The 26765-nt window shown below is 44.1% G+C and carries 31 protein-coding genes; 14 read left to right on the top strand and 17 right to left on the bottom strand.

Going from position 1 to position 26765, the window contains the following annotated elements; genetic code table 11:
• Positions 1-9 precede the first annotated feature (9 nt).
• The 7 genes from H513_RS0108710 to ilvE all read right to left on the bottom strand — a co-directional run bounded on the left by H513_RS0108710 (position 10) and on the right by ilvE (position 7782).
• On the bottom strand, positions 10-1554 hold the full coding sequence (locus tag H513_RS0108710) for a 2-isopropylmalate synthase (protein ID WP_026800401.1): 1545 nt from the start codon (positions 1552-1554) through the stop codon (positions 10-12).
• Positions 1541-2572, bottom strand: coding sequence for a ketol-acid reductoisomerase (gene ilvC, locus H513_RS0108705; protein WP_026800400.1), 1032 nt, complete (start codon positions 2570-2572; stop codon positions 1541-1543). Before ilvC ends, H513_RS0108710 begins: the two co-directional genes overlap by 14 nt.
• Before the next feature lie 37 nt (positions 2573-2609).
• Positions 2610-3131 carry an acetolactate synthase small subunit gene (gene ilvN / locus H513_RS0108700; protein ID WP_026800399.1) on the bottom strand — a complete coding sequence of 174 codons (522 nt, stop codon included), beginning with the start codon at positions 3129-3131 and terminating at the stop codon, positions 2610-2612.
• On the bottom strand, positions 3128-4849 hold the full coding sequence (gene ilvB / locus H513_RS0108695; RefSeq protein WP_026800398.1) for an acetolactate synthase large subunit: 1722 nt from the start codon (positions 4847-4849) through the stop codon (positions 3128-3130). Before ilvB ends, ilvN begins: the two co-directional genes overlap by 4 nt.
• Before the next feature lie 201 nt (positions 4850-5050).
• Positions 5051-5179, bottom strand: coding sequence for a hypothetical protein (locus tag H513_RS22160; RefSeq protein WP_267879642.1), 129 nt, complete (start codon positions 5177-5179; stop codon positions 5051-5053).
• An 11-nt stretch (positions 5180-5190) separates the two neighbouring features.
• Entirely contained in the window at positions 5191-6858 is a 1668-nt protein-coding gene (gene ilvD / locus H513_RS0108690) for a dihydroxy-acid dehydratase (RefSeq protein WP_026800397.1), read from the bottom strand.
• Positions 6859-6870: 12 nt separating this feature from the next.
• Positions 6871-7782, bottom strand: a complete 912-nt coding sequence (gene ilvE / locus H513_RS0108685; protein ID WP_026800396.1) for a branched-chain-amino-acid transaminase — start codon at positions 7780-7782, stop codon at positions 6871-6873.
• Positions 7783-8270: 488 nt separating this feature from the next.
• On the opposite strand from ilvE, the gene H513_RS0108680 reads away from it, so the two are divergent.
• The 6 genes from H513_RS0108680 to H513_RS0108655 all read left to right on the top strand — a co-directional run bounded on the left by H513_RS0108680 (position 8271) and on the right by H513_RS0108655 (position 11411).
• Positions 8271-8708 (top strand): Hsp20/alpha crystallin family protein, encoded by a 438-nt coding sequence (locus H513_RS0108680; RefSeq protein ID WP_026800395.1) that lies wholly within the window; start codon positions 8271-8273, stop codon positions 8706-8708.
• Positions 8709-8850: 142 nt separating this feature from the next.
• Positions 8851-9117: a hypothetical protein gene (locus H513_RS0108675; protein ID WP_026800394.1), complete on the top strand. Its 267-nt coding sequence runs from the start codon at positions 8851-8853 to the stop codon at positions 9115-9117.
• A gap of 146 nt (positions 9118-9263) precedes the next feature.
• On the top strand, positions 9264-9377 hold the full coding sequence (locus H513_RS21220; protein WP_081658234.1) for a YjcZ family sporulation protein: 114 nt from the start codon (positions 9264-9266) through the stop codon (positions 9375-9377).
• A 46-nt stretch (positions 9378-9423) separates the two neighbouring features.
• Positions 9424-9549, top strand: coding sequence for a YjcZ family sporulation protein (locus H513_RS21215; RefSeq protein ID WP_081658233.1), 126 nt, complete (start codon positions 9424-9426; stop codon positions 9547-9549).
• A gap of 90 nt (positions 9550-9639) precedes the next feature.
• Complete coding sequence (locus tag H513_RS20850) at positions 9640-10728, top strand: DUF7662 domain-containing protein (RefSeq protein ID WP_051239812.1); 1089 nt, start codon at positions 9640-9642, stop codon at positions 10726-10728.
• Between the two features lie 62 nt (positions 10729-10790).
• A complete protein-coding gene (locus H513_RS0108655; RefSeq protein WP_026800392.1) occupies positions 10791-11411 on the top strand; it encodes a stage II sporulation protein M in 621 nt (206 codons plus the stop codon).
• Positions 11412-11502: 91 nt separating this feature from the next.
• Here the strand turns inward: H513_RS0108655 and H513_RS0108650 are convergent, their stop codons facing one another.
• Positions 11503-12036: a hypothetical protein gene (locus H513_RS0108650; protein WP_026800391.1), complete on the bottom strand. Its 534-nt coding sequence runs from the start codon at positions 12034-12036 to the stop codon at positions 11503-11505.
• Positions 12037-12228: 192 nt separating this feature from the next.
• On the opposite strand from H513_RS0108650, the gene H513_RS0108645 reads away from it, so the two are divergent.
• The 3 genes from H513_RS0108645 to H513_RS0108635 all read left to right on the top strand — a co-directional run bounded on the left by H513_RS0108645 (position 12229) and on the right by H513_RS0108635 (position 13519).
• Positions 12229-12924: a DsbA family protein gene (locus tag H513_RS0108645; RefSeq protein ID WP_026800390.1), complete on the top strand. Its 696-nt coding sequence runs from the start codon at positions 12229-12231 to the stop codon at positions 12922-12924.
• A gap of 95 nt (positions 12925-13019) precedes the next feature.
• Positions 13020-13253, top strand: coding sequence for a hypothetical protein (locus tag H513_RS0108640; protein ID WP_026800389.1), 234 nt, complete (start codon positions 13020-13022; stop codon positions 13251-13253).
• A gap of 68 nt (positions 13254-13321) precedes the next feature.
• Positions 13322-13519, top strand: coding sequence for a YwbE family protein (locus H513_RS0108635; RefSeq protein WP_026800388.1), 198 nt, complete (start codon positions 13322-13324; stop codon positions 13517-13519).
• Positions 13520-13568: 49 nt separating this feature from the next.
• Here H513_RS0108635 and H513_RS0108630 read toward each other — a convergent pair whose 3' ends face one another.
• From H513_RS0108630 to H513_RS0108620, 3 genes are all read right to left on the bottom strand, one after another.
• Positions 13569-15218 carry a M4 family metallopeptidase gene (locus H513_RS0108630; protein ID WP_026800387.1) on the bottom strand — a complete coding sequence of 550 codons (1650 nt, stop codon included), beginning with the start codon at positions 15216-15218 and terminating at the stop codon, positions 13569-13571.
• Positions 15219-15577: 359 nt separating this feature from the next.
• Positions 15578-16330 carry a YqcI/YcgG family protein gene (locus H513_RS0108625; protein WP_026800386.1) on the bottom strand — a complete coding sequence of 251 codons (753 nt, stop codon included), beginning with the start codon at positions 16328-16330 and terminating at the stop codon, positions 15578-15580.
• A 65-nt stretch (positions 16331-16395) separates the two neighbouring features.
• On the bottom strand, positions 16396-17022 hold the full coding sequence (locus tag H513_RS0108620) for a LysE family transporter (protein ID WP_026800385.1): 627 nt from the start codon (positions 17020-17022) through the stop codon (positions 16396-16398).
• 133 nt (positions 17023-17155) lie between these two features.
• On the opposite strand from H513_RS0108620, the gene H513_RS0108615 reads away from it, so the two are divergent.
• Positions 17156-17518 carry a hypothetical protein gene (locus H513_RS0108615; protein WP_026800384.1) on the top strand — a complete coding sequence of 121 codons (363 nt, stop codon included), beginning with the start codon at positions 17156-17158 and terminating at the stop codon, positions 17516-17518.
• Positions 17519-17562: 44 nt separating this feature from the next.
• Here H513_RS0108615 and H513_RS0108610 read toward each other — a convergent pair whose 3' ends face one another.
• The 5 genes from H513_RS0108610 to H513_RS0108590 all read right to left on the bottom strand — a co-directional run bounded on the left by H513_RS0108610 (position 17563) and on the right by H513_RS0108590 (position 21615).
• A complete protein-coding gene (locus H513_RS0108610) occupies positions 17563-18516 on the bottom strand; it encodes an ABC transporter permease (RefSeq protein WP_026800383.1) in 954 nt (317 codons plus the stop codon).
• The gene (locus H513_RS0108605) at positions 18516-19436 is read right to left on the bottom strand and encodes an ABC transporter ATP-binding protein (RefSeq protein ID WP_026800382.1); all 921 of its coding nucleotides are present in this window, start codon (positions 19434-19436) and stop codon (positions 18516-18518) included. Before H513_RS0108605 ends, H513_RS0108610 begins: the two co-directional genes overlap by 1 nt.
• Positions 19437-19545: 109 nt before the next feature.
• Positions 19546-19710, bottom strand: a complete 165-nt coding sequence (ytzI, locus tag H513_RS21210; protein WP_081658231.1) for a YtzI protein — start codon at positions 19708-19710, stop codon at positions 19546-19548.
• A 203-nt stretch (positions 19711-19913) separates the two neighbouring features.
• Positions 19914-21155 carry a YeeE/YedE family protein gene (locus tag H513_RS0108595; protein ID WP_026800381.1) on the bottom strand — a complete coding sequence of 414 codons (1242 nt, stop codon included), beginning with the start codon at positions 21153-21155 and terminating at the stop codon, positions 19914-19916.
• A gap of 148 nt (positions 21156-21303) precedes the next feature.
• Positions 21304-21615: a DUF3817 domain-containing protein gene (locus H513_RS0108590; protein WP_026800380.1), complete on the bottom strand. Its 312-nt coding sequence runs from the start codon at positions 21613-21615 to the stop codon at positions 21304-21306.
• Positions 21616-21795: 180 nt separating this feature from the next.
• Between H513_RS0108590 and rpsN the strand changes: the two genes are divergently transcribed.
• Both rpsN and H513_RS0108580 read left to right on the top strand, forming a co-directional pair.
• Complete coding sequence (gene rpsN / locus H513_RS0108585; protein ID WP_026800379.1) at positions 21796-22065, top strand: 30S ribosomal protein S14; 270 nt, start codon at positions 21796-21798, stop codon at positions 22063-22065.
• 137 nt (positions 22066-22202) lie between these two features.
• Positions 22203-23045 (top strand): oxidoreductase, encoded by an 843-nt coding sequence (locus H513_RS0108580; RefSeq protein WP_026800378.1) that lies wholly within the window; start codon positions 22203-22205, stop codon positions 23043-23045.
• Positions 23046-23102: 57 nt separating this feature from the next.
• On the opposite strand, the gene H513_RS19865 is transcribed toward H513_RS0108580, so the two are convergent.
• Positions 23103-24530, bottom strand: a complete 1428-nt coding sequence (locus H513_RS19865) for an alanine/glycine:cation symporter family protein (RefSeq protein ID WP_051239810.1) — start codon at positions 24528-24530, stop codon at positions 23103-23105.
• Between the two features lie 166 nt (positions 24531-24696).
• Between H513_RS19865 and H513_RS0108570 the strand changes: the two genes are divergently transcribed.
• Both H513_RS0108570 and H513_RS0108565 read left to right on the top strand, forming a co-directional pair.
• Positions 24697-24957 (top strand): hypothetical protein, encoded by a 261-nt coding sequence (locus H513_RS0108570; protein ID WP_051239808.1) that lies wholly within the window; start codon positions 24697-24699, stop codon positions 24955-24957.
• Positions 24958-25194: 237 nt separating this feature from the next.
• On the top strand, positions 25195-26763 hold the full coding sequence (locus H513_RS0108565) for a spore germination protein (RefSeq protein WP_231572092.1): 1569 nt from the start codon (positions 25195-25197) through the stop codon (positions 26761-26763).
• Positions 26764-26765 lie beyond the last annotated feature (2 nt).

Below are 26765 nucleotides of genomic sequence, written 5' to 3'. Positions count from 1 at the left end.
AAATCCTCCTTATAGTTGTACTTGGTCTTTCTGTGCTAGAAATTGATTGACATAGACGCGGTTGACAGCATTGAGAAATGCTTGTGCAGAAGCTTCTAATACATCTTGCGCAGCTCCGCGACCGCTAACTGGCGTGTCTTGTACATTTAAGCGAACGTAGACTTCAGCCAATGCGTCACGTCCTTCGCCAACAGAGTGAAGAGAGTAGTCCGTTAAGACAATCTTCTCAGAAATGAGGGCTTCCATCGTGTTGTAGATGGCCTCTACACTTCCTTGGCCAATGCCCGCTGTTTCCACGACGTTGCCATCAGGTTTACGGAGGGCAACAGTAGCTGATGGACGATTACCAGAACCGTAGTGGACTTGAAAGGCTTGAAGCTCATATTGAGAGATATCTTCGTTCTTCGTCTGTAGATCGACAAGAATCGTGAACAAGTCATCGTCTGTTACTTCTTTCTTCTTATCTGTCAGAAGCTTAAATTGCTTGAACCCTTCTGAAATTTGAGCTTCTGTTAGGTCATAGCCAAGTGCAATCGTTCTATCTTTGAAAGCGTGGCGACCTGAATGTTTACCAAGGACTAGATTGTTAGCCTTTACTCCTACAAGTTCAGGGGTAATAATTTCATAGGTTGATGCATTCTTAAGCACCCCGTCCTGATGGATTCCTGATTCATGGGCAAATGCGTTAGCGCCAACCACGGCTTTGTTACCAGGAACCTTCATGCCAGTAAATTTGCTGACCATATCGCTTGTTCGCTTCAGTTCGTGAAGGACAAGGTTGGTTGTGTAAGGGAGCTTATCTCCCCGGATTTTAAGAGCAACAGCAATCTCTTCTAGAGAGGCATTTCCAGCGCGTTCACCAATGCCATTGATCGTTCCTTCAACTTGTGTAGCGCCGTTCTCGATGGCTGCGAGAGAATTGGCAACCGCCATACCAAGATCATCGTGGCAGTGGGCAGAAAGGGAAACACGGTCAATATTTGGAACGTTCTCACGCATGTAGCGGAAGAGGAATCCGTATTCTTCGGGAGTTGTATACCCGACCGTATCTGGAAGGTTGATGACGGTGGCTCCTGCATCAATGACTCGTTCGATGATCGTAGCTAGAAAGTCGAGATCTGAGCGGCAGGCGTCTTCTGCCGACCATTCCACTTGTGGGAATCGTTCCCTCGCATACGACACCATCTCTACCGCAGTTTCGATTACTTCCTCAGGTGTCTTTTTTAATTTATGGGTCATGTGGATAGGGGAAGTGGCAAGGAAGATATGCAGCCGAGGTTCAGCGGCATAGTTGAGTGCCTCCCATGCTGTATCAATATCTGACTTCTTCGCACGAGCCAATCCGGTTACAGAACTCGTTCGTATCGTTTGGGCAATCGTCTTCACCGAGTCGAATTCGTTCTTGGAGGAAGCAGGGAATCCTGCTTCCATAATGTCAACTCCAAGACGTTCTAACTGTTTGGCGATTTCAAGCTTCTCAAGACCGTTCAAATTGACCCCAGGAGATTGTTCTCCATCACGAAGCGTCGTGTCGAAGATATTAACGTGAGCCATGCGTTACCACATCCTTCTTCGGCTTGGCTGGTTGTTTAACGAACGGCATCAATTCACGAAGCTCACGTCCTACTTGCTCGATTTGATGATTGTTCTCTTTCGTATTGATTGCATTGAACTGCGGACGGTTGACTTGATTCTCAAGAATCCAACCTTTCGCAAATGTGCCATTCTGAATATCTGTTAGTACGTCTTTCATGCGAGATTTCGTATCTTCGTTCACAATGCGTTTCCCAGATACGAAATCTCCCCACTGGGCTGTGTCGGAAATGGAATAACGCATGTTCTCAAGTCCACCTTCATACATGAGGTCCACAATAAGCTTTAATTCATGCATACATTCAAAGTAGGCAACCTCAGGCTGGTATCCGGCTTCTGTCAACGTCTCAAATCCAGCCTTTACAAGGCTTGAAAGCCCACCACAGAGGACCGCTTGTTCACCGAAGAGATCTGTTTCCGTTTCTTCTTGGAACGTTGTTTCAAGTACACCGGCACGACCTGAACCAATTCCTTTGGCATAGGCGAGAGCGAGCTTAGTACATTCACCGGTTACATCTTGTTCGACCCCGAATAGAGAAGGTACACCTGCTCCTTCTGTGAAGGTCCGTCGTACAAGATGACCCGGGCCTTTCGGAGCGACGAGGAAGACGTCTACATCTTGAGGAGGAACGACTTGGTTGAAGTGAACGTTAAAGCCATGAGCGAAGGCTAGGGCATCGCCTCTTTGAAGGTTCGGACGTACTTCTTGTTCGAAGACGCTAGGTTGGTGTTCGTCAGGAAGAAGGATCATCACGACCTGCGCGTCACGAGTGGCATCAGCGACTGATTTAACTTCTAGCCCATCTTCAACTGCTTTGTCCCACGATTTGCCTTTTCGTAAGCCAACGACGACGTCAAATCCTGATTCCTTAAGATTCTGAGCGTGTGCGTGTCCTTGAGAACCATAGCCGATGATGGCGATTTTCTTTTGTTTTAATACCTCTTCTTGAATATCATTCTGGTACCATACTTGTGTCATGTTCATCTTCCTTCCTTTGTCATAATAGTTTGACTTTTTATTTTAAAAGAGAATAATTCGTTAGCTCGGCGACATGGGGTTGTTGGCCTCTTAGGAAGGCAGTCACGCCGGTGCGAGCTAAATCTTTAATCCCATATGGGCGGAGTAAATCAATTAAGGCTTCGATCTTATCTGGCTTACCTGTTACTTGGACGGTCAAGCTGTCTCGGCTCACATCGATGATAGATGCACGAAATGGTTCAATCATTGTCTGAAGTTCATTCCGTTGTTGGGCGTTTGCCACAACTTTAATCAATGCAAGCTCCCGAGCGACAATGGCTTTGTCCGTAATATCAGACACTTTCAAGACATCAATTTGTTTGTGCAGTTGTTTCGTCAGCTGTTCTAACTTCTGATGGTCCTCCACGTCTACAACAAAGGTCATTTTTGAAATGCCTTCTGTTTCTGTACGTCCAACAGAGATGCTCTCGATGTTGAATTGGCGTTTTTGAAGGAGACCTGTGACTCGGTTGAGGACTCCGCTTCGGTTTTGTACGGTTGCTGTAATGATTCGCTTCATGGTTTCACTCCTATCATTTCATGAAGCCCTTTGCCTGGAGCAATCATAGGATAGACATTCTCAGCTTGAACGACTCGGCAGTCAAGCACTAGGGGCTCATCAGATGCGAAGAGAGTGGGCAACTTACTCACCAAGTCTTCTTGTGTCTCGAGCTTCACTCCCTTTATGCCGTATGCTTCTGCCAGTTTGATAAAGTCTGGCTGTGATTGAAACAAAGATTGAGAGAATCGCTGTTCATAAAACTTCTCTTGCCATTGACGAACCATTCCGAGGGCTTCGTTATTCACGATGACAATCTTGATAGGGAGTTTCAGTTCATGGAGGACGGACAGTTCTTGGAATGTCATTTGAAATCCTCCGTCCCCAACGATTGCCACAACTTGTTGGTCTGGCTCAGCGAGTTGTGCACCAATGGCAGCTGGGAAGCCAAAGCCCATTGTTCCAAGCCCGCCAGAGGAAACCCATCGATTCGGTTCATCGAAGGAGTAATATTGAGCTGCCCACATTTGGTGCTGTCCTACATCCGTTGTTACAATGGCATCTCCTTCTGTGACTTTATATACTGCCTCAGTTAGCCATTGAGGGATGAGTTGTTCCTTTGGATTGGCGTACCAAAGTGGGTAATCTGCCTGGTTCTTTGCAAGTGAATCAAGCCACTCCTGTTGTTCTGGCGAGGCGAAACTCGCCCCGTTTAATTGCTGTAAGGCGGCTTTCGCATCAGCAACGATTGGGATATGTGTCTTAATGATCTTTCCGATTTCTGCAGGGTCAATATCCACATGGGCTACTTTCGCACGTGGAGCGAAATGAGCCAAGTTCCCTGTTAGTCGATCGTCAAATCGAGAGCCAATGTTAATGAGTAGGTCACACTCATGGAGCGCCATATTCGCAGCATAGGTCCCGTGCATGCCACCCATCCCGAGTGAAAGGGGATGACTGCCTGGGAAGCTTCCCAATCCTTGAAGTGTGGTGACAACTGGAAGCTTGTGTTTCTCAGCAAATTTCTTTAGCTCTGCCGATGCTTTGCCGTGGACGACACCTGCTCCGGCAAGAAGTACAGGCTTCTGTGAAACGGCTAATGCTTCCGTTAATTTCTGTATTTGCAAGGGATTTGGTTTCACATTTGGTTGGTAACCTTGCAAGTGAAACGTTGTATCGTAGGAATCTGCACAAGGGCCAGCTGAGATGTCTTTAGGGATGTCAACCAGAACGGGTCCTGGGCGTCCAGTAGAAGCAATGTGGAACGCTTCCTTTACGATTCGTGGAAGGTCCTTCACAGAACGTACTTGATAATTGTGCTTCGTAATTGGGGTCGTAATTCCCATAACGTCGGCTTCCTGAAAGGCGTCCGTGCCGATGACGTTTGTGCCAACTTGCCCGGTAAAGACAACGAGAGGTAGGGAGTCCATCATGGCATCCGCAATACCCGTAATGAGGTTGGTTGCTCCAGGTCCAGACGTGCCAATCACGACGCCAGGCTTTCCGGATACGCGTGCAAATCCTTCGGCAGCATGGATAGCGCCTTGCTCGTGTCGGGTTAAAATGTGCTGAAACGCATCTTCATATCGATAAAGTGAATCGTAAATGGGGAGGACAGCACCTCCTGGATATCCAAAGATGGTGTGGACTTCTTCACTAATCAACGCTTCCACAAGCAGATCAGCACCGGTCTTTGGCTTCGTGGCTGCTTCGGTGGCCGACTTTGCTTCTACCTTCACCTGTAATCCCTCCTAGATTAAAATTTTTTATAAAAAAAGACCCTTCCCCCCAATACGAGATCGCACAGTTTTGTAGCGATTGTAAGGGGTGAAAAGGTCTCTCTTTTCACGGTACCACCCTTGTTCGCAGGTTGTAGAACCTGCCTTAGGAAGCAGTGAGTGCTTCGTTTTGATAACAGGTGCTTTGGTATGGCACCTGGCTCAACCTAATAGGCTATTCCGTTCGGTTGGGCGCTCAGGGATGATGTCAGAACAACTTGTATTTCCGGGCTTCCAGCAACCCCGGCTCTCTGTGAATACAGTGATTTGTTCCTTTATTCCCGTCATCACGTTGTAACGTGTTAAATTTTCATTATTCCACCTGTACCGGCAGAAGTCACAAGTTTCGAATACTTAGCAAGATAGCCTGTCGTAATCTTCGGTGGCTCTAGCGTCCACTCCGAACGTCTTCGTTCCAATTCGTCTTCCTCAACCGCGAGGTGAATGCTACGCTTTTCAAGATCGATAACGATGGTGTCATCATTCTGAATGTAGGCGATGGTTCCACCTTCTGCGGCTTCTGGTGAAATATGGCCAATGGAAATCCCTCGTGTTGCTCCTGAGAAGCGTCCGTCAGTAATCAAGGCGACTTCTTTGTCGAGCCCTCGACCTGCAATGGAGGAGGTTGGGGCTAGCATTTCTGGCATTCCAGGACCACCTTTAGGTCCTTCATATCGGATAACCACGACGTGTCCGGATTGGACGGTTCCATCGTCAATTCCCTTCTGGGCTTCATCTTGTGAGTTGAAGGTAATCGCCTTTCCTTCAAAGTAACGAATGGAAGGGTCAATCGCACCTACCTTAACGACGGAGCCTTCTGGAGCTAAGTTGCCAAATAAGATGGAAAGCCCACCTACAGGACTGTATGGATCGTCTTTCGGTCGAATGACATTGTGATTGGTAATGTGGTGGTTCTTCACATTCTGAGAGATGGATTCACCAGTAATGGTGATTCGGTCCCGATTGAGCAAGCCGTCAATCTTACAGAGTTCATTAATAATGGCACTTACTCCGCCAGCTTCGTGAACATCCTGCATGGAGTAATCGGAAGCAGGACTGATCTTCGCCAAATAAGGAACTTTCTCTGCGATTTGGTTGACGCGCTCTAAGTTGTAGTCAACACCTGCTTCTTGAGCAATCGCCAAGGTGTGGAGGACGGTATTTGTGGAGCCGCCCATGGCCATATCAAGTGCAAAGGCATCATCAAATGCATCTCGTGTCATGATGTCGCGAGGTTTAATGTCATTCTCAATCTCATTCATCAAGTGCTTGGCAGCTTGCTTGATGAGTTGATGGCGCTCATCAGAGGTTGCTACGATGGTCGCATTGCCTGGAACGGTTACGCCGAGCATTTCCATTAAGGAGTTCATGCTATTGGCTGTGAACATTCCAGAACAGGACCCGCAAGTTGGACAAGCGAGTGATTCCAGTTCTGTTAGTTCGTCTTCTGACATAGACCCTTGATTGTACTTTCCTACGCCTTCAAAGACAGAGACGAGAGAAAGGTTGTCACCTGAAGCGGATTTCCCTGCTTCCATTGGCCCGCCAGAGACGAAGACAGAAGGGACGTTCGTTCGTGCCGCTGCCATGAGCATGCCAGGTGTGATCTTGTCACAGTTTGGGATGTAGAACACACCGTCAAACCAGTGGGCATTGATGACTGTTTCAGCGCTATCTGCGATAATCTCCCGACTTGGGAGGGAGTAGCGCATTCCGATATGCCCCATGGCAATCCCATCATCGACTCCAATCGTATTGAATTCGAATGGAATGCCGCCAGCTTTCCGAATTTCTTCTTTCACGACTTCTGCGAATTTGTTCAAATGGCGGTGGCCAGGGATAATATCTACGTAAGAGTTACATACACCGATAAATGGCTTTCCTAAATCTTTCGTTTTAACCCCTGCGGCATGGAGCAAGCTCCTGTGAGGGGCACGGTCGATTCCTTGCTTAATCGTATTACTTCTCACCTTCAGGCCCTCCTAACCAACAACAGCATCTCGTTGAGGGGATTCTGGATAACATTGAACACCGTCTGTCGTAACGAGTTGACGGAACAATTTAAGCATATGATTCGTTACGTGACCTGGAGTTCCGTCTCCAATCTTCCGTTGGTCTACTTCAACGACAGCAATAACTTCAGCCGCCGTACCTGTTAGAAAGACTTCATCCGCAACATAAACATCATGTCTTGTGAACGGATCTTGACGAACTTCATAGCCTTGTTCCTTGGCGATATCAATGATGGCGTTTCTCGTTACGCCTTCTAATGCACCTAAATAGACAGGAGGGGTGTAGAGAACTCCATTCTTCACGATGAAGATGTTGTCTGCGGAGCCTTCTGTTACGTAACCCTGGTCGTTTAACATTAAGGCTTCATCGACCCCAGCCTGATTGGCTTCTAGCTTCACAAGAATATTATTTAAATAGTTTAATGATTTCACTTGTGGACTAAGCACGTCTGGTCGGTTGCGTCTTGTAGATACTGAGCCTAGCCTTAACCCTCGTTCATAAAGTTCTTTAGGGAATAAAGCGAGTGCTTCCGCGATAACAATCAAGCGCGGTGCGGAGCAGCTGGCCGGGTCTAGGCCAAGATTACCAGCGCCACGGGATAGGACAACACGGATGTAGGCATCAGATAAATTGTTCTTTCTAACCGTGTCGACGACAATCTGTTTAAGTTCCTCCTTTGTGTATGGGACCATTAGCATAATGGATTGCGCAGATTCAAAGAGACGATTTACGTGTTCATCAAGCTTAAAGACGTTACCGCTATAGGCACGAATGCCTTCGAACACCCCATCTCCATATAAGAACCCATGGTCATAAACGGATACGACGGCTTCTTCTTTCTTGACAAATTGGCCGCTGAGATAAATCCATTGGCTGCTCACACTAAACACTCCTTTCATTTCATTTTTACTTTGTAAGTTTAATGTGCGTTTGCATAAAAGCAATAAAGCGCTAAAGGTAAGAAAAAGGATCTCTAGTCATTGTTGAGACAGAAGATCACGAATAAATTCTCCCTAAATGTTGTGTGGTATAAACGTTTCAAACTTTCTGAAAATGTTTGATTGACGACAATATTAAAACCATTTTGAGGAAAGGTCAACAGGTTATTTCTAAAATTTCAGACAGTTTTGATAAATCAGATAAATAGAAAAGCGCTTACATGGTTGTCATACATAGCATTGTTCATCACAAAAATTTTTGCATTTTTATTTTTGGAACCTGGGCAATTGCTTAGATTGCTTCATTATGAACACCGACTCAGTGTTCTAAAATTTTAAAAATGATGATGCTTTTAGACATTCGCCTACTCGCTCTTAAAGGCTTTCACATAAGTTAATAGCAAGAGTGTGAGAGAAAGGGGAGAAAGTCAATGGCATCAAACCATCATTTAGATCGCTTTATGGAACGTCAACAGAAGTTCTTTGATAATTTGCTTTGGCAGCCACCACGTCAATCCGTTATGCAGTCAATTGATCAATTCTTTAACCCAACGAACCGAGGAGGAATTCGGTTTGAGGAGTTCGAGACAAAGACCCATTACATCTTAGAAACGAAACTTACAGGGGTCTCTAAAGATGAAATCGTAATTGAAGCCTTGCCGGATAACCGGATTCGACTTAGTGTCGATAAATCAGAAACGGTGGAGAATGAAAGGGAAGGATTTATGAGTGCAACGCATTCATACAATGAACGAATCTTAACACTTCCTGAGAATGTTGTCGTAAGAGAGATGAAAGCTACGCATAAAGACGGCATTCTACAACTTAAGTTTCCAAAGCGGAAAGGGAGAAAAATCGAAATCGATTAATGCGTGTGCTCTTTTTGTGCACGCTTTTTTATTTTGGGTGCGTGCTCTAGGTAATTTGTCCATTCAATTAAACAATTTCTACATACGCTGATAGAGAACGAGAATGGAGCATGTGCTCACATTAACAGAGGGAGGTAGAAAGATGTCACACCATCCTTATTATGACCGTTGTAAACGCTGTGTAGGGAAACCAGTTCAAATCCGTGACAACCGAGGACGTGTACACCGTGGTATGGTTGACCGTGTTAGTCCAACTCACGTCTTTATTCGCCCATTTCAAGAGCCTGTAGGTGGACTTGGAGGCGGCCCGGGACATGGAAGTCATTTCTTTGGCGGGTTCGTACTTGGTGCAGCCTTCGGGATTGCCTTAACTTCTATCGTTGCATTCGGACCATATGGTTTCTACTAGGATTCGACTTCGTTAGTAATAGGAGCCGATTCAATCACAAAATCTTGTGAGGAACTAGACATTTGCCATTCCACTTTAGTGAATCTCACATACTGTATAGGGAAGAGTCAATCTTCAACATTGGAAATGAGAAAGGAGGAAAACAGATGAGTGGTGGATACGGCTACGGCGCAGGCTTTGCGTTAATCGTTGTATTGTTTATCCTTCTAATCATCGTTGGAGCAGCTGCACTCGGTGGTTATGGATATGGCGGCTACTAAGCCTCTGTAATCAAATAGAACTATACAGGTTAAAGGGGGTATTTCCATGGGTTACTACGGAGGTTGTGGAGGTCAGGTTCAACCGAGCTACGGATATGGCAACCAGTTCGTGCTCATTGTTGTCTTGTTTATCTTGCTTATTATCGTCGGAGCGGCTTTTGTTAAATGCTAATCGTGTGAAAAGTCGCTACGGCGGCTTTTTTGTTTTAGCCTCTTTCTGTCTTCTAGTATACTAGAACTAAATGGTAGAGGAGAGGTGCAAATGGAAATTAAGCTGGACCGATTGACCTTTCAGTTTGCAGATGTCATTCAGGAAGATAGAGAGAGCGAAAGGGATACATTTAGAGAAAACACGCTCTCCCTTGAAGAGCTACATCATTTCGGTCGCGGACCTTTCTGTCGGTTTTCTGTGAAAGAAGCGTTAAGAGAAGTAGCGGGTACAATCGTATTAATTAAAGGGCGTACCGTTGTCTTCGTCCAGTATATAGAGGATATAGGGGGTTATTTAACGGACCGAATTGGGAACATCACTGAAGCGGATATAAGTCGAGGTGGTGACCAAGAAGCGTGCCGAATCAACATGCATTTCCAAGAAGCCTTTGCTTCAGGTGAGTCCATTTGGTTGTTCGTCAACTATAGCGAAGAGGGAGAGCATATAGCTCCATTTCTTAGGGGGCGCTACCAACCGGTGTGGGACAACCTTAACCATGAGGTTGACTTCAAAGAGCCTAATCGACCTTACGTGAACTATGGGGGTAAAGAACAGTCAAAGTATGCACCTCTCCGTCATTATCTATCTTGGCAGGACGAGGTCTCAAATTATTTATCCTTTATGGAGATAGAAGACCTTCTAGAATCTTCTCTACCTCGTTCTGCATATCGGTTACGATCTTGGTGGTCGAATGAACGTAACAAAGGTCATACGCAAGCTGCAGGATGGCAAGAGGCAGGGTATGTTGTCGACTTCATCCACCTAGGCCACTACGCCTTGTTCGTTCACGAGCACAAACGCGATCCACAGGCAAAGGGTATGGAGGAAATGGTGTCTCAGCACTATTTGAATCATCTTACATCAATCGGGAAAGTCTATGAAGCTCAAGTTCTACCAGAGAAAGAGTATGTTAAACAACTGCATAAAAAAATTAACAACGTATGGACGGACTATATGGCAGAAGTAGAAGACGAACCGTCTCTTATGCATTTACAAGAAATGATGTTGATTCTTGAGGCGCTTGCTTATCATCACGGTATGGATCGTGAAGAGCTGCATCAGGCGATGTTGGTTAGAAGAAATGAGCGAGGAGGATATGAGAAGGGAATTCAGCTTCAACAACTATTTGATCCGTTTTAGGAAACTTTAGTTGGACAAGAACGTATGCTAGCATGAAGATGCTTCTAAGGGAGGAGTTACATATGCAACGATTGTATAAACATGAATGGGATAAATTTAAAGAAAGTTACCGGTTGCCATTCCTCATTGGCATGGTGCTAACGATGGTGTTCGGGGTTGTCGCTTACTATATGCTATTGTCAAATCCCGATGTAGTCGATGCTTATATGGCAGCCATTCAACAACAGATGGAAAGAATTGATTTGAGTGAAGAGGATTTTGGTACGTTTACAGCGGCGTGGGGGATTATGTCGAATAACATACGTGTCGCCTTATTAACAGTTGTACTTGGCATTGTGCCAATCTTAATCGTACCTTACTTTATTCCGGTATCAACAATCCTATCCATTAGTGTATTATCTGCCTACTATCAGAATGTGGGAGATAATCTAGGAGAGTTGCTTCTGAAAGGGATTCTTCCACATGGGATAACCGAACTGATTGCGATTTTCTTAGCTGCGGCCATAGGCTTTCACTTTAGCCTCATCACCTTTAAGAAACTCTTTACAGAAGAACGGAAGTCCATCCACTGGTTCAGAGCAGTGAAGGAATGTTTCTTGTCATTCGTTCTTGTCGTATTCCCTTTATTAGTCCTTTCAGGGTTAATTGAAGGATATATCACACCAGCTATTATGGGAATGTAATGAATGAAACAAAAACAGGGCTATCGTATAGTCCTGTTTTTGTTTCATTATATTGTATAGTAGGTCATTGTCATTCGTTTAGGTGAGTGGATTAAAGGTCACTAACTTCCTTCGTTAGCTTTGGCTCAGTAAGTCCAAGTTCAACATACACATTGCCAAGAGCTTCTTCCGCTTCTTTAAAGGAAGCTTCGTATTGTTCGTATGCATGTCCTGCTTCATCGCTAAGGTTGTCTCCCCAAGCTTGGTAGGCATCTTGAAGTGAATTCGTGGCAGCTTGCAGTTCTTCCTCGTATTCAGAGAGCGTATCTGGTACAGAGACTTCCTCTAATGCGTTCGATACGTCTGAAGCAGCCATGCGCGCTTCTTCCTTATACTGCTCCAACTCTTCCTCAGATGGAGTTTCTTCTTGAAGCTTTGCAAGTTCGTACGTATACAATGGTAGATCGTGATCGTTAATGGTGTTCGTTAATGAGAATTGAAAGTCCATGACCTCTGCTTTTACATTCACATCCTGTTGATCTTCTTTCTTCTCGCTGTTCGAAGCGTCTTCATTTGTGTCAGATGAACCGCATGCGGATAATGCTAACGTACTAGCAAGCACGGCTGACCATAATCGTTTTTTCATTACTTTGTTCCTCCCGTATGTAAAATGGCACCATGAGGAATCATACCATTGTTCGTAAACTTTGTTAATATTTTTCAGTATTTTGGAAGAAAACCAGTACGGATTACATAATTGATTTCTATTTTAGCACTCACTAAAATAGAGGTATGTGGTATAGCCATGTAATTACGTGAAGGAATAGGTGAATATGCAATGGCGAAGAATAACAGTCATTTAAGAAGAAACATCATCTTCATTGGTGTCCTTCTGGTTGTTGTCGTTGGAATTGTTCTACTTGCAGTTTATTCGACAAATCAGGATAAGAAACAAGGGGGAGAATCAGCGGGACCTGTCTCCATTTCCTATGAAGGGCAACCTTATATGGGGGAAGAAGATGCGCCGGTCAAAGTGATTGAATTCGGTGACTACAAGTGTCCTTTCTGTAAGGACTTTGAAGTAAACACTGTACCAAGTCTTGTTGAAGATATTGTTGAACCTGGTTACGCGCAATTTTACTTTATGAATACACCATTTATCAACGTTGATTCTGATCGTGGAGCACAGTTTGCAGAAGCTGTTTATGCCGAACTTGGATCTGACCCGTATTGGGAATTCCACTCGAAACTATTTCAGAAGCAACCGAATGACCCAAGTTATGAAGAAATTGACTTGATGACGGAACAATACTTAACGGATACGTTATCATCCGTAGTGAGTGACGAAGAAGCACAGCGTGTAGTAGAGGTGTATGATGAGGAACAGTTTGAAGAAGCCGTTCAGACGGACTTGGACTATGCCAATGATTTGCAAATTTCTCAAACCCCTACGCTTGTTGTGAACGGAGAAATCTTTGAAGGTAACTACGAAGAACTTGTTCAACATGTGAAGGAACTAGCAGAAGAAGAGTAAGAGTAGACCCCCGCTGACCGGTCAGTGGGGGTCTTGTATAAATTTCTTCTAAATCGCCGAAACTGGTAAGAAAAATGGTGTCAGGACGGGATGGTATGATTTATGTATGGGTTTTGTTAGTGGTGTATATCGGGGTTGGTGTATTGTATACATGGAAAGTGTCTGGCGTACTCGGCTATTTCCTAAATAAAGCGGGAGGTAAACAGAAACAAGGCATTCAAGCTGCCTTTAACCCGCTTACGATTATCTGGCTCGGATTTGAAGCCATCCTTGTATTGCTGTGGCTGCCACTCTTTATCTATGATTGGACACAAAAGGGAAGTACTTAGAATGGTAGCTTTTCGCACGTTATCGTCGTAAGATAGGAGAGAGTCTTAATTAGGAAGGAAGTATACATATGGCCGATGGCAAGGAGCGAAAAGACATTTATCCTGGGTTAGAAGTGGATATTGTCTTAAAACAAGATCAACGCACAGGGAAGACGACGCGTGGGGTTGTGAAAGACCTTCTAACGAAATCTCCTAAACATCCACACGGGATCAAAGTCCGTTTAGAAGATGGTCAAGTAGGACGAGTGAAGCAAACATACGCATAGATCTAGAATAGAAAAGACGGACAGCTCATCATGAGCTGTCCGTTTCTTATTAATAGACGCCTACTGAATCCCAAGCATTCTTGACAGCATTGTAATCACTGCCTGTGCCGTAAAGGTCTGCTGTTGATTGAAGTAAAGCAGCACGAGCATCGCTGAAGTCACTTCTCTTGCTTAAGTACGTATTTAACGCACGGTAGTAAATTTTCTCAGCTTTCGTCTTGCCAATAGACTGAATCGTTAGGTAAGCGGCTTTATTTGGAATCCCGCTGTTCGTGTGTACGCCACCATTGTCAGAGGATGTGTAGTAGAAATCGTCCATGTGAGCGGGCTGACCGTAACGTTCAGGATTCGATAAGCTTCTAAGGGCATCTCCTGCTTTGCCTGGTGTGTAGACATCTTCACCTAGGTCCCAATCATTCGGCTCTACAAAGTAGCCGAATACATCTGAGAAGGATTCATTTAACGCACCAGATTGGTTGCGGTATTCAAGGTTTGCGGTGTACTCTGTAACGGCGTGAGCTAACTCATGCGCTACAACATCGAGTGAGCCGGAAAGTGGGGAGAATAAGCTGCCATCTCCATCTCCGTATACCATTTGTGACCCATTCCAGAATGCGTTATTGTAATTAGATCCGTAATGGACGGTCGAAATAATGGAAGCTCCGTTTCCGTTATAACTGTTCCGGTTGTGAGTGTTGAGGAAATAATCATACACAATGCCTGCGTGTGCATGCGCATCTACGTCTGCCCCTTGTGAAGAAGAGGTAAAGGCGTTGTTGCTATCTACTGACCAAGATCCTGGTAGACTGTTGCCGTAATTTGCAGTATAGGTGCCGATATAGCCAGACATATTCTTTGTTGTATCATATAAGTAATACGTACCATTGTAAGCGTAAGTATTTAAGGACTTATAATCCCCTTTAGTTCCGTAGCCGTATCCTGTTGTCGCAGCATCTGTCGCTGCGTTATACGCATCGACAACAGAACCATCTTTGGCATTAATATAAATTTGCCAGTTGGCAGGGTAAGGTTCGATAAATTGGAGTTGAACAAGGTAGGTAAGTTCATACTGATCGCCGTTCTTGTAAACAACAAGCTCAGTCTTTTCAGCTGCTCCGGAAGCAGATTCTTCGAATGGAGCGGTAGTAGTAGGGGTGTTAAAGGCTTCATTTGGTGCTACTTTCGCGTGTTTGTATGCCATTTTAATTGCTTTCTTTGCGGAGACTTTTGCTTTAGTTGTTGTTACCTTCGTAGTTGCTTCAGGAAAGACATCGCCGTTAATGGCCACTACTTCATCATTTTCATTTGTGTGGACCTTTAGGATGGCTCCATCGATTGGAACGTCTTTAACAACCTGTTGATATTCATACAATGTGTGACCGAGGTCATCTTTCGTTTCCTCTACAAGCTGTAAGTCTGTGTTGGCATCTAACTTGAATGTGTCTTGATGTTGATTAAGGAAGGACTTTGAATCTTGATCAGACTTAATCTTCTGTTTCTCCATCTCTCCTTTGATAAAGGAAGGAACGCTCTGACCTGGTTTCTTGTTCAATTCCACCTTCGTCGCATCAAATTTAGCAATCCACTCGTTCTGCGCCTGTACATGAAGAGGTGAATCGGTGGTAGCAGCCAATGCCGGTACAGCAGAAGTAAATGTAAATCCAATCGCAAGTGCAACAGCCAATCCTCTTTTTTTCATTCATCCAACTCCTATTTTGTTTTGTTGTACAGAGTATATGTACATACGTAATCATAGAGTTGTTTGATAATTTTGACAATAGTTCTATGGAAGGGTGGATTATGGAAGCATTTCTATAAATAACGGCTCTCTAGGTCTAGAGACACGTTTTTACAATAGAGGAGCACCGCGCTAAAGTGTGCGCGATAAGTTCAACCATTATATGTAAATAGTGGGTAATGTATAAGGTGAGAGGTTAATTATGGGAAAGGCCAATAGAAAGGTTGTAGGTAAATAGAAGGGGGAGAAAACAGGTGTAAAGAACTACACGAAATGTGAAAAGTTACAACCCCTCTCTCAATTATGAAAGAGGGGGAGGGTTATGTTTTAGGCTTCTCCCATTCCTTCGTATGGTGAAGAAACGGACAAGTAGATGGAGTAGAATCATCGTCTCGTAGGAAGTATTGCTTCCATTCTAAGTTTTGTTCATCTCCATACCATTTTAACGCAGGGTGAGTTGGGATTTCGTCGTAGGCAGCTAATCGCTTTCGTATTTGTTTCTTTAGATTGCGTCCAAGACGTGTTGAATCATTGATTTCTTCAAATACAAATCGAGGTTGAAAGGCTAGCAGCAAATAAGGGAAATGTCGACTCTTTCTTAAGGCGTGAACAGGTGTAGCACAAAATGCGAAATAAGGTTCCCCATTAAAACAGAATTCCCACTTATTATAAGCCGGGTCCTTTGGTATTTCTGTAGGCCATTCGGTCTCATCGAACGCAGTCGTCCTGCTTAGTAAATCCCAGAACATATGCTCATACTGTTCAATGGACAGCGTGGTATCTGTGATCTCACTCACAATCGCAATGGATGCGTATTTACCAGTTTGCCGGCTGATTTGACCATATTGTTTCAATAGGCAAGCCAGTTGCATGGGCGCCCGCTCTCTGGTAGGGGAGTCAATGAAACCATAACGAAGTTCATTAGACAGAAATGCTACCCTCGCGGGGACACAGGGGTATGTGTTCTCTTCATCTGCAATCATGTCACCTAGCTTCGTGTACGCATCTTGTTTCCAAGGTTCTAGTTCTAAAAGAGTTTCCTCAAGTGCTGTCCGGTCAAATAAACGAGACATTAAACAATCCCCATCCTTTCTACACGATATACGTATACAAAAGGTGGGGAATGGGTGAATGTCCATTATGAAAAAATGATGTGAAAGGCCTCACACGCAAAGTAAACACCGAAGCCAATCAGGGAGATGCTTGCAAGTAAGGTGATTCCGCGAAGGATGCTTGGTTTTAGGAAATTACGCGCGCTTGTTGCAATGGAAGCCATGAACAAGTCCCAAACGATAATGCCTAAGAAGATTCCACCGCTATAAAGCAAGAGTTGAACATTCGTATGGGATTCCGCTGTCTTGGCTAGGATAGACCCGTAGATTCCAAGCCAGAATAGTATATTTAGCGGATTCGACAAGGCCATGAATAAACCGAAGCGAAAGGATTCAGATGCTGCTCCAGAGCCTGAGCGAGTCGCTTCCAACGGATTAGCCTTAGAAAGGAGTCCTTCGATTCCGGTATAGATTAGGATAAAGGCTCCAAACGACCATAAGAACGTCTTAATCATGGGAGTCGTTAAATACTCAGCAATCCCGAAGTAAATTAACAGCATAAAGATCACGTCGGCAACCATTCCACCAATCCCGATTAGCCATGCATTCCAGAACCCAAACTTAATGCCGCAATCAATTTGTGCAGCGTTGATGGGTCCGATTGGAGCAGAAAGGGAAAGCCCGAGCAATACATAACTTAGAAACATATTCATGCGAAATGACGCCCCCTGTTCTATGTAGAAAAAGCTTGTACTCTAATCTATTCAATGCAAGAATGAGAATATGCGCGTTCGAACGTAGAAAGACTAGACAAGATTAGATTGTGTACAACAGGAGGAACGAGTCATGGGCATATTTGTTCTAGCTGGACTACTCTTACATCCCTATTATGATTCTCTAGCCGTGATCTACATCTTTCACTTGTTTCTTATTTATTATTTGGCATTCGTACACCCGCACTTGTGGACGCATCGTCCAACGAAGTGGAAGATTATAGCGTGGTCAATCATGGGAGTCGGTCTTGGCCAAGCCTTTGTTGGCAAATGGAAAGAAGCCCTTCTCTATTTACTTATCGTCACACTACCTGTAGCACTTTATGTGTTACTCCTAAACTTTACAACACATGACCCATTCTGGTGGACCGTAGTAATTGGAATCGTGCTATATCTGCCATCGATGTGGAAGGCGAAAGAATTAGCGGTTAAATAAATGAAGCGCCCTGCTCAATTGTTTGAGCGAGGGCGCTTCTTTCATTAGCTTGCAACGTCTCGTTTCGTAAAGAAGAGCCAACCGGACGCATAGAAAATGATGGAGTAGATTGCTAATGTAATCAGTGAGAACATAAGCGTTTGATCATCATAATACGGCTGAGCAAAGAAATAATCAAAGTAGCCTTTCAGATTCGTGTTGGTGAATATGACATATTTGCCCCAGTCGAATCGAGATACGAGTGCACCAAGCGTACCTCCTGTTAAGAACAAGAAGATAGAAAGGGCAATCGCCATGGCATTGCTTCTAAAGATTGTTGAAATCATAAAGGCAAGTGTACCGAATACCATCAGGTTCCCAAGTAATGTTAAGTAAGATACAAAGGTTACTTTCGCATTGCTAATCGTTTCATAACCATCCGCTGTCTGATAGACGTGTAACGACCCTAACTGGTCAACTCCATAGAAGATTGCACCAATTAAGAAGTTGAATAGGAAGAACGCCAACAAGGTCACTAGTCCATACAACAGGACGGTAAGAAATTTCGATAGTAAGATGGTTGAACGTGAGATTGGTCGAATCAATAGCATCTTAATTGTACCCCACTTAAATTCGTTCGACACAATACTTGCAGCTATGATAACTGTAAACATAAGAACGATGGAAGTAGCTTCAGCATTCTCACGTGTAAAGGTCCACGCATTTCCGCCCTCAGGAATAGCCAAGTCATTTTCGATTCGGAAATTGTTTTCCTCAATTTTATCGGGTCCGAACATGGAGAATTCCCCATTGTCCAATTTCTCTTGTATGTTCTCGTTTTGTTCCTGTAATTCGGCTTCCCAGTTCTCGCCGCCAACATTCTTGGAATCATTGAAATTACGGTCTAAGATTGCTCCGCCAAGAAGGATTAAAGCAATAAGTCCAATCATGACAATTGAGCCAGGTTGCCTCATTAGCTTTAGAAATTCGTTCCATACGAGTGAGGGTAGTTGTTTCATTACGCCTGACCTCCAGTACCAGTAAGTTCGAGGAAGCGGTCCTCGAGAGTGCCAACTTCTGTTTTCGCTTCGTAGATTGCAATCTGATTCTGAACGAGTAGCTGAATCACTCCTGGGATTTGCTCTCGTTCTGTCTCGATAACGAGTGTCTCTTCATCAACGATGACTTCATAGCCTGCTTGTTCAAGAACAGCCTTTCCATCTTGAGCGGGCTCGAGTGTTAAGCGTGTACGAATTGTCGCCTTGTCTGACACAAAGGATTTCACGTTCTGAACGTCGATGAGTTCCCCCTTTTGGATAATCCCAATCCGGTCACACATCATTTCCATTTCTGAAAGCAAGTGACTTGATACGACAACGGACAGACCTTCATCCTTAGCAAGCTTCCGCAAGTAATCTCGAATTTCGCGAATGCCAGCTGGGTCCAATCCGTTTGTCGGTTCATCCAAGATTAATACGGAAGGATTATGTAGTAAGGCTTGAGCAATCCCTAAGCGTTGTCGCATACCAAGGGAATATTTCTTTACTCGTGTATGAATGCTATCCTCTAAATCCACGAGCTTAACAATTTCATTCATTCGTTCGTCTGAAACGTTCCCAGACATTCGTGCATAATGCTTTAAATTCTGCATGCCGGTCATAAACTTGTACATTTCAGGGTTCTCAACAATTCCACCCACATGAGCAATGGACTTCTTAAAGTTCTCCTTAATGCTTGTTCCTTTAATAATGACGTCTCCCTCAGAAATCGACGTCAATCCGACCATCATCCGAATCGTTGTTGTCTTACCAGCACCGTTTGGCCCAAGAAAGCCAAATACTTCGCCAGGTTGAATGTCAAATGACAAGTCTCTCACAATTGTTTTGTTTCCTATTCTCTTCGTTAACCCTTTCAACTGAACAGTAGGGGAAGAACTCATAAGAAACCTCCTTTGTTCCATAGATTAATCACGCACATGTAGAGAGACGAATTGCCCCCCTAAGAAGTTTCATAATTAATGGAAAAAATAAAAAACACTCGGAATTCATTTATTCCGAGCGATTTCCATCGTTGTCTTGTGTGGAGGGTGATTGTTCTTTACTTGGAAGGGGATCAACGGTGTGTTTGTATTTATAGCCTGATGTAATGGTGAATATCGTCAGCATGAGAACAACGAAGATAATGACAAGACATACAATCAGTATGGCGAACATAACGTCACTTCCTTTTAATTTCTAATCTATCCTCATTCTAGCATAGGTTGGTAGGGGTGAAGCCAGGCTCAAGAAGGAGTGAAATTGGACGAGGGGTAACGCGTGCAAGAGTTGTGGTCTCATCAAAGTGCTTATATAAAAAGGCTGTCGAGATTGACCTCGACAGCCTAAGTAACATGTACGCGATTTCTACTTTATTGAATTTAACACATGGAATCATTCGGATTTGGGTTTCTTAATCCAAATAGAGGACGAATGAAGAGGGCAACACCAGTACCGATGAGTGCCATAGCCATCCATACCCAACCGTGTAGACTCATAGACGCAATGCCACCGAAGTAAGCACCGATGTTACATCCATAGGCGAGACGTGCCCCGTAGCCCATCAATAATCCACCTATAGTTGCAGCCATCGCAACACCTGGTTTGATCTTACCTGGCTTAAAGGTTCCTGAGGCAGCGGCTGCGATAAATGCTCCAAGAATGATTCCGAAGTTCATCACACTCGTTGTATCCATCAGAACGGATTGATTTAATGCTTCACTACCTTGCCAGTAGCCCCAGCTGCTCACATCAACTCCGAAGAACATAAGAACCTTTGAACCCCATAGTGCGAACGCTGAGGTAATGCCCCAAGGTGTTCCTCTCATAGCTAGTGTAATGGCGTTTAAGATTGCTAGAATAATAGCGGCTACAAATAGTGGCCATGAACCTCTCACAAGCTTCTTGAAGCCAGCAACAGTTGGCAAAGGCTTCATAGATGGCGGGTTCTTTACTTTCGCTACGATATACGTAATAGAATAGATAAGAGCGAATAGTCCAATTGAAAGCGCCCAGCCTCCAACGTATCCGAACTGATCTGCGAATGAAATGGTTGGGAGGGAAGCTTGCTCGCGCCAGAACCCGATATGGTACGCTCCTAGAACAGATCCTGCAATAAACGCGATGAGGGTAATCAGCATGGGCGATTTCCCTCCACCTACTGTATAAAGGGTACCTGAAGCACAGCCATTTCCAAGCTGCATTCCAATTCCGAATAAGAACGACCCAACTACAACCGCCACACTGACGGGGAAGACATATCCAGAAGGCGCAATCCCTGTAAATGTGAAGCCTGTTGCTAAGATAAGTGCGAATAATGTCGTTGCAACGGCAAGCATAATCATATGTGCTTGCAAGCCTTGTGCATTTCCAACAGATGTAAACCGTCTAAATGCCGAAGTAAATCCGAATCGTGCGTGAAGCAATGTTAACCCGAAGGCAATCCCAAGAATGAATAGTAGCCCCTGGGTCCATCCGGCAACGGCAACGGTTGCGATAAATACGAGTATGGAAGCAACGATTCCAAGCCAAACGTACGGCTTTTGGACGGGGTCAAGATTCGCAAGCACCGTCGTAGACGTACGCTTTTGCCTAGTCGTTTGTTGTGCAATGGTCGATTGCATGTTCAACACCTCTAATCCTTATGAGAATGGTATGAATTAATATTTTCTTATTTTGGCAAATGATTGGGTTCATTGTCAATAGAAAACGATCAAACCGCATTGCTTTGTATCAAAAAAACCCCTCTCCGAACTCGGAGAGGGGAAATGGTTACACTTGTACAGGCTGTAAATTGTATTTTCTCTTTAGCATCCGATTGAAGAGGAACGTACCAAATGGAACAAAGGCCACTGCTACAGCGAGTGCACTTCTTCCAATCGTCCATTTCAACGAAAGAAAAGCGTTCAGAATGGTCAGCATGTATAAGACAAATAACGCACCGTGAAGCGATCCAACCACGGATACGGCTTCTGGTATATCAAACATATATTTCAGTGGCATAGCAATAAGTAATAACACAAGGAAACTAATTCCCTCGGCATCTCCTACATACATCAAGCGCTTTAATGGTGTACTTACCATATGAAAACCTCCATTACTTACATTCACTATCTCTTAGTTTATAGAAAGCGTATGCGAATTTCAAAGTGTTAGGACAAGAAGATGTGAACAAATTTCGTCCGAGCACTCGTTTTGACAATTGTATAAGAGATTGTTTACAATTTAGAACGTAATGATTACGATTTATTGAGGAGGAATTCCATGGCTAAGAAAGCAATGGTTGAGAAAGAAAAACGCCGTCAACGTACGGTTGAAAGATATGCAGCATTACGACAAGAATTGAAAGAAAAAGGGGATTACGAAGGTCTGAAGAAATTACCGCGAGACGCTTCACCAACCCGATTGCATAATCGATGCAACACAACAGGTCGCCCACATGGGTACATGCGTCAGTTCGGTCTATCTCGAATTCAATTTAGAGAACTCGCGCATAAAGGTCAAGTTCCAGGGGTTAAGAAAGCAAGCTGGTAAGACTCACTCCCATAAGTAGTGAGTTTTTTGCGCGGTAGGAACAAACGTCTCAAATAAGTGACAAAAATCGATAACATTTGCAATATACTCCTCTAGAATTAAGGCGTTTATGCTACAATGTTAGAGGAGGTGAGCAGATGTCAAACCGTGTTGCAATTATAACAGGCGCTTCCAGTGGCTTTGGCCTCCTAACGTCAGTGGAACTAGCGAAAGAAGGATTCACCGTTATTGCAACGATGAGAGATTTGTCGAAACAATCCATTTTTCAATCCTACATAGACGATAAGGAAGTCTACGACCGGATTCATTTTCATCGTCTTGATGTGACGGATGAAGCTTCCGTAGAAAGTCTTTCTTCTTACATAGATACACTTGATCGAGTCGATGTCTTATTGAACAACGCAGGATTTGCTGCGGGTGGATTTAGTGAAGAAATCACGTTAGATGAATATCGAAAGCAATTTGAAACAAACGTATTTGGTTTAATCGCTGTTACTCAAGCGGTTCTACCTAAGATGAGAACACAAGGGTATGGAAAGATTCTGAACATGAGCAGTATTAGCGGGAAGTTCGGTTTCCCTGGCATGTCTCCCTACGTTGCATCGAAACATGCGGTTGAAGGCTTCAGCGAAAGTCTTCGCTTAGAGATGAAGCCGTATGGGGTAGATGTGGCAATTATCGAACCTGGCTCCTTCCGTACGAACATTTGGACGAATGGAAAGCAGGTCACGGAGGCTTCTTTGTTAAAGACCTCTCCTTATTACGACTACATGCAGTCTATCCATCACTATATGCAAGAACAAAAGGATACATATGGTGATCCAATCGTAGTGGCAAGACTAGTAGCAACGCTTGCGAAACAGAAAGAATTGAAGAAGTTTCGTTTCCCGATTGGGAAAGGGATTCATCTTATGCTTCGCTTGAAGACGCTTTTACCTTGGCGATGGCTCGAAGCACTCGTGTTAAAACAAATTAAATAAGTAAACGAATAGAAAGCCCAGGTCATCACGAACAGTGACGCCTTGGGCTTTACATAATTAAGATCTGAAATCCTTATCGGATTCATGAAAGAGGTCTATTTTCTTCGTATCTTTCTTTTGTTTATAAATACGGTTCACATAATCTTGAGTAACCGCACGAACTTCTTTCGATAAGAATAAGACCGGAATGACGTTTAAGAAGACGACAGCCGCCAACATTAAGTCGAGAAATTGCCAGATGAACTGTAGTCCACCAACAGCACCTAACACAATTGCCCCTAGATAAATGACTCTCATGAAGTAAGCCCCTTTTAATCCAAACAAATACTCGGCTTGCTTCTCTCCAAAGAACACAAGAATTCCGATGGTCGTAAGTACAAAGAATAACAGGAAGATTGAAACAAACGTTTCACCGAACTGAGAGCCATAGACATCTGACAAGGCTGTGCCAATCATGCTCGCCGCATCATCAGAAGAAACCTCTTTCCATGCTCCAGTCACGAGGACTGTCAAACCAGACAGCGTACAAATGACAATCGTATCCACGAAGACACTGAACACGCCCCAGAAACCTTGTTTAGACGGGTGGTCCGTTTGAGCTGCTGCATGGGCAATCGGAGCTGTTCCGAGTCCTGCTTCATTCGAATAAAGCCCTCTAGCTGTACCCCAACGAAGCGCTTGTGCCAAAGCTGCACCGGCGAATCCGCCTGTAGCTGCAATCGGGGTGAAGGCATGAGAGAAGATTAATCCAAAGACAGAAGGCAATGTTTCAACATGGGCAAAGATGACAATTAAACAAATGATGACATAAGTGAAGACCATAAAGGGGACGAATTTGTCAGTCACTCGAGCAATCCGTTGTATACCACCGATTATAATAGCTCCAACGACAACTGCAATTGCCACTCCAATTCCCAAACGGGACCATCCAATTGAGTTATTGACTTGAATGGAAATGGAATTCGATTGAGTCATAATACTAGGAATCAGTTCGAGCATTAAGATAAATGCAAATGCCCAAGCGACCTTATTCCATCCGAGTCCTTTCTTTATGTAGTATTGAGGTCCACCTACCCATTCTCCCTTTTTGTTCTTCTCACGGTATCGAACACCAAGGACAATTTCTGTATACTTTGTGGCCATCCCGATCAGGGCAACCACCCACATCCAGAAGAGAGCACCTGGACCCCCAAATGAGATGGCTACAGGAACCCCTACAATATTCGTTGCACCAGCTGTTGAGGCCAGGGCGGAAGTGAAGGCTTGAAAGGGGGTAATGGTACCAGCATGACCAGAGCTCTTCTTGAAGATCTTCCCAACGGTTTGTCCAAGTATATGACCGAAGAAACGGAATTGAAAGAAACGGAGTTGAACGGTTAGATAAAGCCCTGTACAAATTAATAAGATGGACAGCACGTACGTCCACAAAAAGTTTGATGTATTCGCTACAACTGTTTCAATGAAAGGAAGTACAGTAACAAGCATATGAATCACTCCAAATCAGAATTTTCTTATTTTTTACTTATTTTCCCTAATGCGGGTGAGGTAATCGTGGAATATTAAGTTTTTGTTAGATTTTTCTAATAGGTGGAGATGTTTGGTTGCTGGTGTGGTACGATGGACGTAATGAGTAGACAAGGAGGAGTAGCTTATGGCGCGACGTAATCGAAGAAACAAGAAGAGCTTCAGTATGCTATTAACAAGAGAAAAGACCTTTTCCATTAATGGAACCATTCATGGCGTGGAGATGTCCCATGATGAGTTTCTTGAAGAGTTCGTTGAGTTTATTGAGGCGAAGGGATGGAACTTCATCGGCCATACACAGCGACTCACAGAGGGAGAAGCGATGAAGCACACCCGCAATTATTTGCTTGACCATGACCTCTCCAAAGATCCTAATGATGAAGAATAAGAAAATGATATAGAGAGATGAAGAGGGTTGCCCACATAGGGCAACCCTTTTTTGTTTTCATGAATAGAAACCCCTTTCTTCTTCTCATACTAATGGCAGGTGATGGATATGAAGGGAATCTTTCAATTTATACCTGATATTCAAATGATGGTAGGGGCTTTCTTTGCATGGTGCGTTCCTTATTCCATAAGTAAGTTTGTAAGTTGGTTGGATAAAGAGTAGAGGGGAGGAGTTCCGATGAAGAAGCAGTTAAATAGAAAGATGTTCGAATGGATGCGTTCTCGCAATCGCAATGTGGCGAGTGATGGGAATCGGGAAGCGAAGCAGTCTCATAGTGCAGACGGGCAGCATCTCAGAGACGAATTGAATGAGAATCTGCAGGACATTCGAAACTTGCTTGGGGAAAGTTTCGATTTAAAGAGCGTAACGTTTACGATTGCTCCTTTCCATTACGATGGGGCATTCGTATACATAGAAGAACTTTGTGATGCAAATGCAATAAGTGACGAGTTACGAGCAATTCATGAGACGACAGAGCGTGCACATTCAATTACAAGAATGACGCCTTCATTCTTAAAGGAACAAGTGCTTGTGACGAGCGAGTCTTCATTGACGAACATTCTTGAAGATTGCTTAGCTGCAATCTTAATGGGGAACTCAATTCTCTTATCGAATCAATATGAAGACGCAATTATTCTAAATACAAGAAAAATTCCACATCGTGAAGTATCTGAACCTGTCACAGAAACGCTCGTACGTGGGCCACGTGATGGGTTTATAGAAGCTCTAGTCACAAATTTGGCGCTCATCCGTAAGCGGCTCAAAGACCCGAGTCTAACAATTGATTATTATCAGGTGGGTCGTCGCTCAAAGACAGACGTAGTGGTCCTCTCTATAAAGAACTTAACCAATCCGACAATCGTTCGTGAGGTGAAACGACGAATTGAGAAAGTGGACATCGATAGTTTACAGGAGACTGGAATTCTTGAGCAGTTAATTGAAGAGAATTCTTTAAGTCCCTTTCCGCAAATTCAAGTCACAGAGCGGCCAGATAAAGTAGCTGGGTCCCTTGCGGAAGGGAGAGTCGCGATTCTTGTAGATGGCACACCATTTTCTTTGATTGTCCCCCTGACGTTCAATTCGTTTTATCAAAGTCCAGAAGATTATTACGAGCGGTGGATGTATTCCTCGTTAATCCGAATCCTGCGTGTAGGAGCAGCATTTATCGCACTGTATCTCCCGTCGATTTACGTTGCCCTGATTTCCTACCATTGGGGGCTTATTCCGACAGACTTAGTTATCACTCTCGCGGGAAGCCGAGAAGGCGTACCGTTTCCTTCTATCGTTGAAGCATTAATTATGGAAGTGACGATTGAAATTCTTAGGGAAGCAGGAATTCGATTGCCGAAACCAATTGGTCAAGCGGTAGGTATTGTAGGAGGTCTTGTTATTGGAGAGGCCGCAGTATCAGCAGGACTAGTTAGCCCGATGATGGTCATCGTCGTTGCGTTAACAGCCATATCTTCGTTTGCCCTGCCGCAATACACAGTTGGAGAGACGTTAAGGATTTTGAGATTCCCGCTAATGCTTGCTGCTGCTGCACTCGGTTTATTCGGGATTGTCATCTCTTTTATTCTCATTACTACTCATTTAGTCCGCTTAAGAAGCTTTGGTGTCAATTACCTTGAGCCACTTGTACCTTACGATTTAAATGGTTGGAAAGATACCATTGTTCGTACGCAGACAAAGCGTATGGACCAACGTCCAACGATGCTTCACCCAATAGACAAACGACGTATGAAGTAGGT

Origin of the sequence: Pontibacillus halophilus JSM 076056 = DSM 19796 (assembly GCF_000425205.1) — a bacterium.
In the GTDB taxonomy this organism is placed as follows: Bacteria; Bacillota; Bacilli; order Bacillales; family BH030062; genus Pontibacillus_A; species Pontibacillus_A halophilus.
This window is presented reverse-complemented; position numbering and strand designations above follow the sequence as displayed.